Origin of the sequence: Limnobacter parvus (assembly GCF_024623725.1) — a bacterium.
GTDB classification, from domain to species: Bacteria; Pseudomonadota; Gammaproteobacteria; order Burkholderiales; family Burkholderiaceae_B; genus Limnobacter; species Limnobacter parvus.
Window position 1 is genome coordinate 129,849 of the sequence record NZ_JANKHG010000018.1, and the last position, 13,096, is coordinate 142,944.

12 protein-coding genes are annotated in these 13,096 nt (G+C 53.2%); 2 read left to right on the top strand and 10 right to left on the bottom strand.

All coding sequences use genetic code 11. From position 1 onward, the window contains the following. The first annotated feature begins 195 nt into the window (after positions 1 to 195). On the top strand, positions 196 to 741 hold the full coding sequence (locus NSP04_RS11015; RefSeq protein WP_257512403.1) for a C40 family peptidase: 546 nt from the start codon (positions 196 to 198) through the stop codon (positions 739 to 741). Further along, on the top strand, positions 734 to 1,249 hold the full coding sequence (locus NSP04_RS11020; protein ID WP_257512404.1) for a hypothetical protein: 516 nt from the start codon (positions 734 to 736) through the stop codon (positions 1,247 to 1,249). Before NSP04_RS11015 ends, NSP04_RS11020 begins: the two co-directional genes overlap by 8 nt. A gap of 332 nt (positions 1,250 to 1,581) precedes the next feature. On the opposite strand, the gene icmF is transcribed toward NSP04_RS11020, so the two are convergent. The 10 genes from icmF to NSP04_RS11070 all read right to left on the bottom strand — a co-directional run bounded on the left by icmF (position 1,582) and on the right by NSP04_RS11070 (position 12,981). Continuing rightward, positions 1,582 to 4,884 carry a fused isobutyryl-CoA mutase/GTPase IcmF gene (gene icmF / locus NSP04_RS11025; protein WP_257512405.1) on the bottom strand — a complete coding sequence of 1,101 codons (3,303 nt, stop codon included), beginning with the start codon at positions 4,882 to 4,884 and terminating at the stop codon, positions 1,582 to 1,584. Beyond that, positions 4,844 to 5,173: a DUF4212 domain-containing protein gene (locus tag NSP04_RS11030; protein ID WP_257512406.1), complete on the bottom strand. Its 330-nt coding sequence runs from the start codon at positions 5,171 to 5,173 to the stop codon at positions 4,844 to 4,846. The genes icmF and NSP04_RS11030 overlap by 41 nt, the downstream gene beginning before the upstream one ends. A gap of 6 nt (positions 5,174 to 5,179) precedes the next feature. Continuing rightward, positions 5,180 to 5,821, bottom strand: a complete 642-nt coding sequence (metW, locus tag NSP04_RS11035) for a methionine biosynthesis protein MetW (RefSeq protein ID WP_257512407.1) — start codon at positions 5,819 to 5,821, stop codon at positions 5,180 to 5,182. Continuing rightward, a complete protein-coding gene (metX, locus tag NSP04_RS11040; RefSeq protein WP_371825025.1) occupies positions 5,818 to 6,981 on the bottom strand; it encodes a homoserine O-succinyltransferase MetX in 1,164 nt (387 codons plus the stop codon). The genes metW and metX overlap by 4 nt, the downstream gene beginning before the upstream one ends. Positions 6,982 to 7,063: 82 nt before the next feature. Further along, complete coding sequence (ptsP, locus tag NSP04_RS11045) at positions 7,064 to 8,815, bottom strand: phosphoenolpyruvate--protein phosphotransferase (RefSeq protein WP_257512408.1); 1,752 nt, start codon at positions 8,813 to 8,815, stop codon at positions 7,064 to 7,066. A 3-nt stretch (positions 8,816 to 8,818) separates the two neighbouring features. Continuing rightward, complete coding sequence (locus NSP04_RS11050; protein WP_257512409.1) at positions 8,819 to 9,088, bottom strand: HPr family phosphocarrier protein; 270 nt, start codon at positions 9,086 to 9,088, stop codon at positions 8,819 to 8,821. Beyond that, positions 9,057 to 9,521: a PTS sugar transporter subunit IIA gene (locus tag NSP04_RS11055; protein ID WP_257512410.1), complete on the bottom strand. Its 465-nt coding sequence runs from the start codon at positions 9,519 to 9,521 to the stop codon at positions 9,057 to 9,059. The genes NSP04_RS11050 and NSP04_RS11055 overlap by 32 nt, the downstream gene beginning before the upstream one ends. Further along, positions 9,521 to 10,483, bottom strand: a complete 963-nt coding sequence (gene gshB / locus NSP04_RS11060; protein ID WP_257512411.1) for a glutathione synthase — start codon at positions 10,481 to 10,483, stop codon at positions 9,521 to 9,523. The genes NSP04_RS11055 and gshB overlap by 1 nt, the downstream gene beginning before the upstream one ends. After that, positions 10,480 to 11,769, bottom strand: a complete 1,290-nt coding sequence (gene gshA, locus NSP04_RS11065; RefSeq protein ID WP_257512412.1) for a glutamate--cysteine ligase — start codon at positions 11,767 to 11,769, stop codon at positions 10,480 to 10,482. Before gshA ends, gshB begins: the two co-directional genes overlap by 4 nt. A 243-nt stretch (positions 11,770 to 12,012) precedes the next feature. Next, entirely contained in the window at positions 12,013 to 12,981 is a 969-nt protein-coding gene (locus NSP04_RS11070; RefSeq protein ID WP_257512413.1) for a hypothetical protein, read from the bottom strand. Positions 12,982 to 13,096 lie beyond the last annotated feature (115 nt).

The following is a 13,096-nucleotide window of genomic DNA, read 5'->3' on the forward strand; positions in this document are numbered from 1 at the left end:
CACTAACTCACCTCGCTTGGCAAAACTACCGGCCAAGCCTCGGTGTCGGCTATTGGCCGAACGTGGCGTGTGAATTCAAACGGGCAGGTTTTCTTGAAGGCGATGCGATTGGCACATTGCTGCCGATTGGGCTAAACGCAGCAAGTGATCGGCAAACTTGGTAGTTAATCTGCCAAATTAATGCCATCAAATCGGATGACACAAACGCCCCCCCATTTGACCGTTAATGATATTCAACTTAATTTGTTTCCTTTAAATTTTTCAGGGACTGCAATGAGTGATCGCGTATTGGAAAACAGTGGGGTAGGCATTGTTTACGAGGCAGAGCGTGTTCACAGAATTGTTGATAACAGAAAATACAAATGGGGTGGAAAAACTCTGGAGGGATTTGATTGCTCCGGATTCGTTGCTCATGTGTTGGGCAATTTGTTTCCAGAAAAGAAAGTAATGTTTCAAACCAATGTTCAAGGGTTTATTGGCAGCGAGTTATTTGAGACGGTGGATAACCCGCGACCTGGCGACATTGTTATTTTTCCGGCTACTGGGAGTTTTGTGAATCACATTGGAATCGTTGTCGACCAGGAACGCTGGATTGGTTCACAATCATCTACCGGCGTGGAATACGTCAGATTCAGCAATGGTTTCTGGGGTAAACGAGAACATTACTTTCGCCGTCTGAAAACCCACTCCACTCAATCAGTCTCCATTTACTTGAAGAACGTGGGCAGTACATATGCATAAACAACTTCAACTTTCATTCGTGTTTATATCAGTACTCCTTGTGGCTTGCGATCCGACTACCAAGCAACCGCCTGCTCAATTACTAGTTACACAGGAAACGCCTACAACTTGGCAATTCGAAACGTTCAGCTGTGCGTTTGGATGCGATTCATTGCTTGCTGATGCGTTGGATCAGCGCAAGGGGCAGGTACTTGATTTCAACTCCCCCCAAAACGGATTCGACCTGCTAACTCAGTGCAATGGAAAATTGACCTTACAGGAAACCGCTAAAACGAACACGGAGGTCATCAAGCAACTTAACGAGACCGTGTCGCCGATCCAAGAATTCACACCTGAAAACACGGGCCTGACCGATTTGGAACTGACAACTGCCGAGGCTAGTTGTCAGGAAGAAGGAAACGCAGAGACATTCACCACTTTTTGGGTGGTCTCACTTACCAAGGACACAATGAAAGTCTACTTTGAAGGCGCAAGTTTTCTGAACTTCAAAGCAGTGAAGAAGGACTGATGCGCAGCAAATGAAAAGGTCTGAAGAGTGCCTAATCTGCAAGCGCGGCGCTGACCAGCCAACTCGGCGTGTGTTACTTATTCCGCACTTCAAGAAAACCGCCCCGTTTGAATTCACACGCCGCGTTCGGCCCACGGCCGACAAAGAATTCGGCCATCTGTTTTGCCGAATTCTTTGAGCAAGGATGAATTCAATAAGGGATTAAGCGGTTTTCAGTGCGGAACAGGCAAGCCACGACGAGTTGGTGAAATCCACGACGAGTTGGTGAAATCCACGACGAGTTGGTGAAATCCACGACGAGTCGGTGAAATCCGCGACGAGTTGGCAGAAACTCACATCGACCTGCGATACTTCCCACCGACTTCAAACAGCGCCTGCGTAATCTGCCCCAGCGAACACACCCGCACTGCATCGACCAGGACTTCAAATACATTCCCGCCATCCATGGCAGTTTGCTTCAAGCGGTCCAGCATGGGTCCACTTTCATCCGCATGCCTTTGCTGAAACTCTGCAAGGCGATCAAGCTGGCTCAACTTCTCTTCCTCAGTGGCGCGCGCCAATTCAAGCGAGTTCAATGAGTCGGAGTTGTCATTCGGGTTGGTGAAGGTGTTCACTCCCACAATGGGCAAGGTGCCGTCGTGCTTTTGAATTTCATAGTGCATCGACTCTTCTTGAATCTTGCTGCGCTGGTAGCCAGTTTCCATGGCGCCCAGCACGCCGCCGCGTTCGCTGATGCGGTCAAGTTCATCCAGCACTGCGTTTTCAACCAGTTCGGTCAGTTCCTCGACTACAAACGCACCTTGATTCGGGTTTTCATTTTTGGCCAGGCCCCATTCCTTGTTGATGATCAACTGAATGGCCATGGCACGGCGCACACTTTCCTCGGTCGGGGTGGTTACCGCTTCGTCATAGGCATTGGTGTGCAGGCTGTTGCAGTGGTCGTAAACTGCAATCAGCGCTTGCAAGGTGGTGCGTATGTCGTTGAATGCAATTTCCTGTGCGTGCAAACTACGGCCACTGGTTTGAATGTGGTATTTCAGTTTCTGGCTGCGGTCGCTGGCGCCGTATTTGTCGCGCATGGCGATGGCCCAAATGCGGCGTGCCACACGGCCCAGCACGGTGTATTCCGGGTCCATGCCGTTGGAAAAGAAGAAGCTTAAGTTGGGCGCAAAGTCGTCGATCTTCATGCCGCGCGCCAAATAAGCTTCCACGAATGTGAAGCCATTGCTTAACGTAAAGGCCAGTTGCGAAATCGGGTTCGCTCCAGCTTCAGCAATGTGATAACCGCTGATCGACACGCTGTAGAAATTGCGCACTTCATGGTCGATGAAGTACTGCTGAATATCACCCATCACGCGCAAGCTGAATTCAGTCGAGAAGATGCAGGTGTTCTGCCCTTGGTCTTCTTTCAGAATATCTGCTTGTACGGTGCCGCGTACCGCTTTCAATGTGGCGGCCTTGATATTCGCGTATTCATCGGTATTCGGGGCGCGTTTGTTTTCAGCCGTGAATTTGTCCACCTGCTGGTCAATCGCGGTGTTCAGGAACATGGCCAGAATGCTGGGTGCCGGGCCGTTGATGGTCATCGACACGCTGGTGCTAGGCGCGCACAAATCAAAGCCGCTGTACAACACTTTCATGTCGTCTAGCGTGGCTACGCTCACACCACTGGTGCCTACTTTGCCGTAAATGTCGGGGCGCAGGTCGGGGTCGAAACCGTACAAGGTGACCGAGTCAAACGCGGTCGACAAACGCTTGGCGTCGCTGGCACTGCTCAGCATTTTAAAGCGGCGGTTGGTGCGCGCAGGGTCGCCTTCACCGGCGAACATGCGGGTGGGGTCTTCGCCCTCGCGCTTCACTGGAAACACACCGGCCGTGAACGGGAAATAACCGGGCAGATTTTCCAACATCACAAACTTCAGCAAATCGGCGCGGCTGGTGAACTTGGGCAGGCTAACACGATTGATTTTCAAGCCACACAGTGTGGTTACCGTGAGCGGTGCTTGCAGGGCCTTTCCACGCACCTCGTAGGTCAGCGTGTCGCCTTGGTAGCCCTCCGCCAGTTTGGAATAATCTTTCATGGCTTTTTGAGCAGCCATGCTGATCCGGGTTTGGGTCCACTCCACAATGTCGCCCAATGCTTCAACAGCCTTGGTTTTGTCGGGCTTGTGTTCCAGCATCAAGGCTTGCGCACGTTCCATGCATTCCAGGTCGTACACGGCGGCCACGTCTTTCTGCACCTGCGCTTTGTAGCTGCGCACAGCCTGCGCAATTTCAGCCAAGTAGCGCACGCGCTCGGAAGGCACCACCGCCTTCATGGTGGTGGAGTGTTTGGTGTCGATGGCCTTAAACAGATCTTTGGAAGGCTTGGCAATCGGCATGGCGGCGCGCAGTGCTTTGTACAGGGCACTAACGCCATCGTCGTTAAAGCGGCTGGCCAGCGTGCCGTAAACGGGCATGGTGTCGGGCATGCTGGTAAACGCCATGCGGTTGCGTTGCACCTGTTTGCACACATCGCGCAGGGCGTCGAGTGCGCCTTTGCGGTCGAATTTGTTCACCGCCACAAAATCAGCGAAATCCAGCATGTCGATTTTTTCAAGCTGACTGGCTGCGCCGTATTCAGGCGTCATCACATACAGGCTGAAATCCACATGCGGCACAATTGCTGCGTCGCCCTGGCCAATACCCGGGGTTTCAATCAGCACCACATCAAAGCCGGTGGCACGGCACAGCGCAATAATATCAGGCAAGGTGGCGGGCACTTCCTGCGCGGAATCACGGGTGGCCAGTGAACGCATAAACACTTTGGGGCCATTGCCTGCCCAGGGGCCAATGGCATTCATTCGAATGCGGTCGCCCAACAAGGCACCACCGGTTTTGCGGCGCGATGGGTCAACGCACACCACGCCAATTGTCAAGTCATCGCCATGGTCCATGCGCAGGCGGCGAATCAATTCATCGGTGAGGCTGGATTTGCCCGCACCGCCCGTGCCAGTAATGCCCAGCACCGGGGTTTTGCTGGCTTGGGCTAGCGTGCGGATTGCTTCCAGGTCAGCAGCAGGCACTTCATCGCGTTCAAGGCGGGTAATCAGCTGGGTCAACAGCGGCCAATTGCTGGCCAGCGCTTTGATGCCTTCAGGCGTGCACGCAACTTCAGCCTTTTTACGCGCGTCGCGCACTTGCGCTGCGCGGGCAATCATGTCGCCAATCATGCCTTCCAGGCCCATTTTCTGTCCATCTTGCGGGCTGTAAATACGATTTACACCATAGGCTTGAAGGGCTTCAATTTCAGAAGGAAGAATGACACCACCACCACCGCCAAACACTTGAATGTGGCCTGCGTGTTGAGCTTTCAGCTCATCGACCATGTACTTGAAAAATTCATTGTGGCCACCTTGGTAAGAACTAACGGCCAAACCATCGGCATCTTCCTGAATGGCGGCATCGACCAGTTCCTGCACAGATCGGTTGTGCCCCAGATGAATGACTTCAGCACCCTGACTTTGCAACAAACGGCGAATCATATTGATTGCGGCGTCGTGCCCGTCGAACAGCGACGACCCGGTTACGAACCGCAGGGGCGTGCTTTTGGTGTCAGAGAGGGGTTTCCCCACCTCGCCGGTGCTGCTCTTCATGTCTGTCTCCTGGTAGGTTGCGGTTGTTTTCCACCGCTCGTTTGAATTCCGATTCTAACCTATCCAGGCGCCATGCATAGCATGCAACCAAACCCAAAAAGCTTAAAAGAAGAACACTGGAGATCAGCCAATACGTCAGCGGCACGCCATACACCGTGATGCCAAGCCGGGGAACAAACAGAACAACAATCAGAATCAGCGCAATCCAGACCACCAACAAACGCCCGGTAATTCGCTTAACCTGCTGCCAGTAATCCTTTTCAAGGGGTGTGGGTGGCGGGCTTTGCATGATGCGCTACACAGCGAATTTTGGCTTGAAGCGATACACCGCCAGCGTACTGCGCAAATTGCCCAAAAATTCGACTGGTTCGCCATGCAAAAATAATTGCTTGCCCAGCACTTTATGTCCGATTTGAGCAACCAGCACTTCGAAGTCTTTGGGGGTGCACAGGTGAATGTTGGGCGTGTTGTACCACTGGTAGGGCATTTGTTTCGATACTGGCATGCGACCCCAAGCAATAGACCACACATGGTACCAATGACCAAAGTTGGGAAAGCTTACAATGCCCTCTTTGCCCACCCGCGCGATTTCTTTCAGAATGCGCTCGGTGTTGTGCATCGCCTGCAATGTTTGCGACAAGATAACCACGTCAAATGCATGATCTTCGAACATGGCCAGGCCTTTTTCAAGATCTTGCTGAATCACGTTGATGCCATTTGCCACACTGCGCTGCACGTTGGTGTCGTCAATTTCCACGCCGTAACCTGTGGCATTTCGAGTTTTCATCAAGCGCGCCAGAAACGAGCCATCACCACAGCCCAAATCAAGCACACGTGCACCCATGGGCACCCAACTTTCAATCAAATCCAGATCTGCCCTGGGTACCACAATGGGCAAGGGCTGTACGTCTTGTCGAACCGCGTGCAGGGTTTTCATGCAAGCTCCTTGGCAATGCGCTCAAAGTAGCCACGCACTACATTGTGGTAGCGCTCGTCAGTCAGCAAAAACGCATCATGACCATGCGGCGCATCGATTTCAGCATAGGTTACATCGCGCTGGTTGGCCATCAGCGCTTCTACAATTTCGCGGGTACGCTCCGGGGCAAAGCGCCAGTCGGTGGTGAAGCTGACCAGCAAGAATTTTGCCTTTGCGGCTTCCAGCGCCTTGGCCAAATCGCCACCCGTGTGGCGGGCAGGGTCAAAGTAATCTAGCGCTTTGGTAATCAGCAAATAGGTGTTGGCATCAAAATAATCTGCAAACTTGTCGCCTTGGTAACGCAGGTAACTTTCCACCTGAAAGTCAACACCCAGCCCGTAGTTGTAGTCGCCGTTGCGCAGCGTGCGACCGAATTTCTCGGCCATGTCATCACCACTTAAGTAGGTAATGTGGCCAATCATTCTGGCCAAACGCAAACCGCGCTTGGGCACCACACCATGCTCGTAATAGTTGCCCCCATGAAAATCCGGGTCTGTCACAATGGCTTGGCGGGCTACTTCGTTAAAGGCAATGTTCTGTGCGCTCAACTTGGGCGTGGAAGCCACAACCATGCAGTGGCCCACGCGGTCTGGGTAACTCAAGCTCCATTGCAGGGCTTGCATGCCACCCAGGCTTCCGCCCATGACCGCGGCAAACTTCTGAATACCGAAGTGGTCTGCCAGGCGAACCTGCGCATTCACCCAGTCTTGGACAGTCACAAACGGGAAGTCGGCACCGTAAGGCTTGCCAGTTAACGGGTTGGTGCTGCTGGGGCCGGTTGACCCAAAACACGAACCCAGATTGTTCACGCCAATGACGAAAAACTGGTTGGTGTCCAAGGGCTTGCCCGGGCCCACCATGTTGTCCCACCAGCCTTCGCTTTTCTCTTGCCCTTCATAAAGGCCAGCCACATGGTGAGAGGCATTCAGTGCGTGGCACACCAACACGGCATTGCTTTTATCGGCATTCAGCGCACCATAAGTTTCAACCATCAGCGAATAGCTGGGCAGGGTTTTGCCGCACTCGAGCAACAGCGGTGCAGTGAACTCAATAAGTTCGGGCTTTACAAAGCCCACAGACTGGTTGGCAGACACAATTCGGCTTTTCTTTTGTTGGTTGATTGGTTCTTGCAAGCTTTTGAGTATAAATCCCAAAGGGGTCTGCGAAAGCAGTGCAACTGCGGGTCGGCGTTCAAACAGGCCATTAGTCTTTGTGCAGTTCTCGCATCAGTGCGTCAATTTTATCAATGTCGAATGTGCGGGTTATTTTCTTGACCTGTTTTTGAATGGCTTCAAAATCAGTTTTCAAAAGCAGTTCTTTCACATCCAGCAACTGCGAGGGGTGCATTGAATATTGAGTCAAACCCATTCCCAACAACAAACGCGTCAGGCGAATGTCGCCCGCCATTTCACCACACACACTGACAGGTACATCGGCTTTTGCAGCACTGGTAATTACTTCGTGAACCAAACGCAGCACGGCGGGGTGCAACGGGTCGTAAAGATGAGCGACTTGATGATCCACCCGATCAACGGCCAAAGTGTATTGAATCAAGTCATTCGTGCCGATTGACACAAAATCCAGGTAATTTAGAAAATGCGGCAGGCTAAGCGCGGCTGCGGGCACTTCAATCATGCCGCCGATTGGTACGGCCTGGTTGGCTTGAAAACGGCGTTCCTGCAACTGTTCGCGTGCCATGTCGATGTAAGCCAGCGCTTGTTTGGTTTCCCGAATATTGGTCAGCATCGGCAACAATATCTTGACTGGCCCGTACTTGGCTGCGCGCAGCAAAGCGCGAATCTGCGTAAGAAAAATCGCGGGCTCGGAAAGGCTGAAGCGGATAGAACGTAAGCCAAGAGCCGAGGTACTTGAAACCGGTGGCGCACTGCTGTTCACCCCGTCAAACTGCAGTGTTTTGTCAGCACCCAGATCAAGGGTGCGCACTGTGACCGGCTTGCCTTTCATGGCCTTGATCACCTTGCGGTAAGCCTCAAACTGCTCGTCCTCTGATGGCCATTCCTTGCGGTTCATAAACAGGAATTCGGAACGAAACAGACCCACGCCATCTGCGCCAGCATCGACCACGCCTTTGATGTCTTCGGGCAATTCAATGTTGGCCATTAACTCCACACGCCGTCCGCATTGGGTGCGTGCTTCGGTGGTAATCAGCCGCTTCAACCGCTGGCGCGAAAGCGCCAATATGGCTTGCTTGCGCTGGTACTCCTCGACCACAATGGCCGCTGGGTCCAGAAACACGGCGCCAATTTTGCCGTCAACCACGACCAGGTCGCCGTTGTGCACAAACTCCAGCGCGCGCGGCACGCCGACCACAGCTGGAATGCCCAAACTGCGCGCCACGATGGCAGTGTGTGAAGTGGCACCACCGAGCTCAGTGACGAATGCGCCAACACGGCGACCTTTCAACTGCACCATGTCGGCCGGGGAAATGTCGTGCGCAACAATCAGCCAAGGGTCTTCGTTCTCACCCTCTGGCGGCAATGGCAGTGCGGTTGCGTGGCCACGCAACGATTTCAAAACCCGCTCGACAACCTGCCGCACATCGCTGTTGCGCTCTCGGAAGTAGTCGTCTTCAATGGCTGAGAATTGTTCCAGCAGCACTTCCATCTGCTCAATCAATGCCCATTCGGCGTTGATCAACTTGCTTTGAATCAGATTCTTCGGTTCTTCCGACAAAATTGGATCGGCAAGAATCAGGCTGTGCAAATTCAGGAAGGCATCAAATTCAGCGGGGGAATCTGCGGCAATCTGGCTGCGAATTTCAACCAGTTCATCGGCCACGCGCTTTATGGCGTTGTCGAATCGTTTTTTCTCGAAGCGCACCGATTTTTTCTCGATGCGATTGCGGGGAATGTCCCGCATGGCGGTGTCCCAGACCAGGGCACGGCTAACCGCAATGCCTCGGGATACCGCAATGCCATGCAGGGCCAGAGTCATGGTTTACTCGCCTTCGCCGAATTTGTCGTCGATCAGGGCAACCAAGGCAGCAATGGCTTCTGCTTCATCGCTGCCTTCCGCTTCCAGTACCACTTCATGGCCCTTGCCTGCAGCAAGCATCATGACACCCATGATACTTTTCGCATTCACGCGGCGGCCGCCTTTGGCAATCCACACTTCTGACTGAAACCGGCTTGCGGTTTGAGTCAGTTTGACAGACGCGCGGGCGTGCAAGCCCAGTTTATTGCTGATGGTGATTTCTTGCTGAATCATCGTTTTTTGCCGGGTTAAAGGTTTGACGTTGAGGCGCAGTGGCACCGGTACTTACAATGCCGTTTCGGCCACCCATGACCAAACGTTCGGCCACTTCATTGATGGGCAGGTCACGAAACCCAAGCGCACGAAGCACCATGGGTAGGTTGCAACCCGACACCAGTACGGATGGCAGCTTAAGCGATTCCACACCCGCACGCACTGCCGCATTCGAGGGGGTTGCCCCGAAAAGATCGGTTAAAAACACCACACCCGTGCCTGCCTGTACTTCATGTGCTGCGCTTTGAATGCGCTGCACGGTGTGGTCAATTTCTTCGTTGGCGGGCACGTCAACGACCGCAAAGCCCTCGGGCATCGAGCCCATCACATGCTGAACGCATTGGCGAATTGCATCACCCAAGGGTGCGTGGGTTACCAATACCAGGCCCAACATCAAGCGGTCTCCTGCAATGCTGCTTCAACGGCTTGAACGAACAGGTCGGCCACAGGGCAACCGGTTTGGTCCATGATTTCACGGAAACAGGTGGGGCTGGTGACATTCACTTCGGTCAAATTTTCTCCAATAATGTCCAGCCCAACCAACAACAGGCCCCGGCTTTTCAGTTCCGGGCCAAGCGTTCTGGCAATGTGCCAATCGCTTTCGCTCAAGGGTTGGGCCCGGCCTGTGCCGCCTGCAGCCAGGTTGCCGCGGTGCTCGCCTTCTTTGGGTAAGCGGGCCAGGCAAAATGGAACCGGTTCGCCGTTGATCAACAGCACACGTTTGTCGCCGTCCACAATTTCAGGAATGTAACGTTGAACCATTGCCGTTTTCCGCCCGTAGTCGGTCAATGTTTCAAGAATAACGCCCACATTCTGGTCGCCTTTCTTCAGGCGAAATATCGAAGTGCCGCCCATGCCGTCCAGCGGTTTGGCAATGGCATCGGGGTAATGGTCCAGAAAACTGCGAAGCTGCGCGGCATTGCGCGACACCACAGTGGGCACCACGAACTGTTCAAACTGCGCAATGGTGAATTTTTCGTTGTGATCGCGAATGGCACGCGGGCTGTTGAACACGCGCGCGCCTTCACGCTCCGCTTGCTCCAGCAACCAGGTGGCTGTGACGAATTCCGCGTCAAAAGGTGGGTCTTTGCGCATGATGATGGCGTCCAGGTCTTTCAACGCCACTTCCTCACGCCCCACTTCGCTGTACCAAGCGGTGTTGGCCCGATCAATTGAAATCCACACCACCTGCGCATGAACACCTGCACCGCTGGCCCAATGCATGGTGCCATCTTCAATCACGCCGACTTTCCAGCCGCGCGACTGGGCCGATTCCATCATCGCAATCGATGAATCTTTTTTCGGGTTCAAGCTGCTCAGCGGGTCGACCACGCAAATGAAGTTGCGGCTACTCATGCGGCCAATTCCACACTGGCTGTGGCTTCAAGTTCTTGGGAAGCAGCCAACGCCGCCAAACGACCGATTACGCCGTAGGCATAGAAGCGGTTCACTGCGGCATCAGGGCGATCGCTGCAGTCGGGTGTGTTGCAGGGTGTCTCGAACGCCAAGGGTACAAAGTGCATACCTGGCGCATTTAGGTTTTCGTCGCGGCCACGGCCAGTGTGTACGCGGTAAAAACCGCCAACCACATAGCGGTCAATCATGTAGACCACCGGTTCAGCCACCGCGTCTTCAATGCTTTCGAAAGTGTGCACACCCTCTTGAATAATGACATCTGATACTTGCAGGCCTTCCTTCACCACTGACATCTTGTTGCGTTGCTTGCGGTTCAAACCCACCACTTCAGATGCATCTTTCACCGTCATGATGCCCATACCATAGGTACCAGCATCGGCTTTCACCACCACATAGGGTTGTTCGTCTATGCCGTACTCGGCATATTTGATGCGGGTTTTGACCAGCACCTCGTCCACTGCTTGCGCCAAGGCTTCCTCGCCCACGCGTTCCTGAAAATTCAGCTGATTGCGGTGTGTGAAATACGGATTGATTAGCCAGGGATCAATTTCCAGCATTTCAGAAAAGGCTTCCACCACAGAATCGTAGGCTTTGAAGTGCGTACTTTTTCGACGTGTAGCCCAGCCGGCATGCAGTGGTGGCAGCAGGATTTGGTCTTTAATGCCCTGCAAAATTGGCGGTACGCCCGCCGACAAGTCATTGTTCAGCAACACTGCGCAAGGTTCCAGCCCTTCAACACCCACTCGCTTGCCGAATCGCTTCAACGGTTCCAGCACAATGTGCTGCCCATCGGGCAAATCGAAACGGGTGGGTTCGGTAATTTCTGGCGACACTGAGCCCAAGCGAATGTCCAGGCCGGTCTGCTTCAGAATGGCCGCCAAACGGGCGACATTGCTGAGATAAAACGTGTTGCGTGTGTGATTTTCCGGCACCAAGACCATGCTTCGCGCTTCGGGGCAGATTTTTTCAATTGCGCTCATGGCGGCCTGAATGGCCAGCGGCATCATGTCGGGCGCCAGGTTGTTAAAGCCACCGGGGAACAGATTGGTGTCGACAGGCGCCAGCTTGAACCCCGCGTTCCGTACATCGACCGAGGTATAAAACGGGGGGATGTTCTCGTTCCAAGCCATGCGAAACCAACGCTCGATCTCGGTGGTTTTGTCGAGCATTCGTTTTTCAAGGTCCAATAGAGGACCAGTTAAAGCTGTAATTAGATGTGGAACCATCAACATTCTCTGGGTAAGACACTTCGCCAAGTGTAATCCAAAACGCTGCACTGCCACATTGGGGAGGGGAAATCGGGCGTGAAGGCGGGGGTGGGTATTTACGGAGGGTGTTGGGGGGTTAGGGGGATTGGGGAAGATTCAGAGACCAAGCTCTGCTTGGAAATCGCAGACTTGGTTCCCTGAACCTTCCCCCCACCCGTCACCGCCGGTGAATTCAACGACGGCCTATGTTTACTCAGCAATTTACCCTTCACGTATCGCCTTTAAAATGCGCGGCAGGTGATGGTGAAATGGATAGAATTCCGGTTTGCCCTTGATCGGATCGAGCATCTGAAACGAAAGTGAGCTGCCATACAAATCTGGAATTTGTCTAAGGGTTTCCAGTGGTTGCCTGAAGGCATCTTGCACAGGCAAGGTGCCATGAAAATAATAGCCACCCACAATCAACATTTCTGAAAACGGTATGTTCATTCCTTGCGCAAGCGTCATTCCTCTGTCCGTCACCGGGCGGGGATCATTTCCAATGGCAACGCCTTTTATTTTGCCGCCCACCACCGGGTAAATCGTTGAGGCGTTGTTGACTTGGCCCAAAAAAACTTTGCCGTCTTGGTTAACGGGCTTCTGGATGCCGTCGTCGTCTACTCCACCCAAAGCAAAATAGGCCGCTGTGTAATTGTTCAGTGTTAAAGACAATAGGGGCGAGCCACCTTTTACAGCGTTGGAATTCGCCATTTGAATGGATGCAATGTCGTTTTGTCCGTGGGTGCCGTAAACCGGGCGCGCCATGAACTTTTCACGTGTTTTTTTCGCGGCCAGAATGGCAAGCTTGAACTGCCCTTCAGGGCCTGCGTATTTTGGTTTGTCGCGATGTTGATCAAATATTTTCTTGGCTTGATCAGACAAAATAATGCCAGCACCCTCGCAATAAGGATCATTGATCACGTTGCTGACTCGGTCTCCCCGCGACACCACAACCCCGTCCAATCGCTGGCCATCCGCCAAAGGGGCACCAAATGTTCCATTGCGCAGAAAACCCGCCTCAACACTTTGCGGATCAAGCGCGTTCTTTACGGGCGATGAACGCATTCCTGCATAGCTTGCAGCAAGCGCAGCACCAATGCTCAATACGACACACGACCACGCACGTTTCTTGGGTTCATTCACATTCGGAGTGGCGGGTGAACGGAAATTTGAGTTAATCGCTTGCGGCATACAGCTTGCTCAGGAGAAATTGCAATCAGGGCACTTAGGTATCATTTAAGCCTATGAAAGTTCGCATGAATTCAGAAATCAAAAAAGGCACCCGAAGGTGCCTTTGAATCAGCCC

Bases quoted from the DNA above. Each gene is read 5' to 3' on its own strand.
- gshB (WP_257512411.1), bottom strand. From the start codon at position 10,483: ATGAGTAGCCGCAACTTCATTTGCGTGGTCGACCCGCTGAGCAGCTTG.
- gshA (WP_257512412.1), bottom strand. From the start codon at position 11,769: ATGGTTCCACATCTAATTACAGCTTTAACTGGTCCTCTATTGGACCTT.
- ptsP (WP_257512408.1), bottom strand. From the start codon at position 8,815: ATGACTCTGGCCCTGCATGGCATTGCGGTATCCCGAGGCATTGCGGTT.
- NSP04_RS11015 (WP_257512403.1), top strand. From the start codon at position 196: ATGACACAAACGCCCCCCCATTTGACCGTTAATGATATTCAACTTAAT.
- NSP04_RS11050 (WP_257512409.1), bottom strand. From the start codon at position 9,088: ATGATTCAGCAAGAAATCACCATCAGCAATAAACTGGGCTTGCACGCC.
- metW (WP_257512407.1), bottom strand. From the start codon at position 5,821: ATGAAAACCCTGCACGCGGTTCGACAAGACGTACAGCCCTTGCCCATT.
- icmF (WP_257512405.1), bottom strand. From the start codon at position 4,884: ATGAAGAGCAGCACCGGCGAGGTGGGGAAACCCCTCTCTGACACCAAA.
- NSP04_RS11020 (WP_257512404.1), top strand. From the start codon at position 734: ATGCATAAACAACTTCAACTTTCATTCGTGTTTATATCAGTACTCCTT.
- NSP04_RS11030 (WP_257512406.1), bottom strand. From the start codon at position 5,173: ATGCAAAGCCCGCCACCCACACCCCTTGAAAAGGATTACTGGCAGCAG.
- NSP04_RS11070 (WP_257512413.1), bottom strand. From the start codon at position 12,981: ATGCCGCAAGCGATTAACTCAAATTTCCGTTCACCCGCCACTCCGAAT.
- NSP04_RS11055 (WP_257512410.1), bottom strand. From the start codon at position 9,521: ATGTTGGGCCTGGTATTGGTAACCCACGCACCCTTGGGTGATGCAATT.